The organism is Psychrobacter coccoides, from assembly GCF_017498085.1.
GTDB lineage: Bacteria > Pseudomonadota > Gammaproteobacteria > Pseudomonadales > Moraxellaceae > Psychrobacter > Psychrobacter coccoides.
Genome location: NZ_JAGBKM010000083.1, coordinates 1 through 218, shown reverse-complemented (window position 1 = coordinate 218; position 218 = coordinate 1). Strand labels below are relative to the sequence as shown.

Annotated in this window: 1 pseudogene; it reads right to left on the bottom strand. The window is 43.1% G+C overall.

What is annotated here, in order from left to right:
• A pseudogene (locus J3492_RS13535) lies at nt 1-218 on the bottom strand (RNA-guided endonuclease InsQ/TnpB family protein); the annotation flags it as partial.

The window sequence follows — 218 nt, the reverse complement described above, 5'->3', positions numbered from 1 at the left end:
TTGGCTTTAACAAGCTTTGATGTGAATTTATGAATCAGATCTTGGCGGGTGTTTTTAATCTTGGCATGAATGGCCTTAACCCGTTTTTTGTTTTTGGCACGTTGAGCGATGGCCAGTTTTTCTGCGTATTGATGGGTGACTTTGATTTGTAGCTGATCACCTTCACTAGTGACTGCGGCATCTTTACAGCCTAAATCAATACCGACTTGGCCCATGCC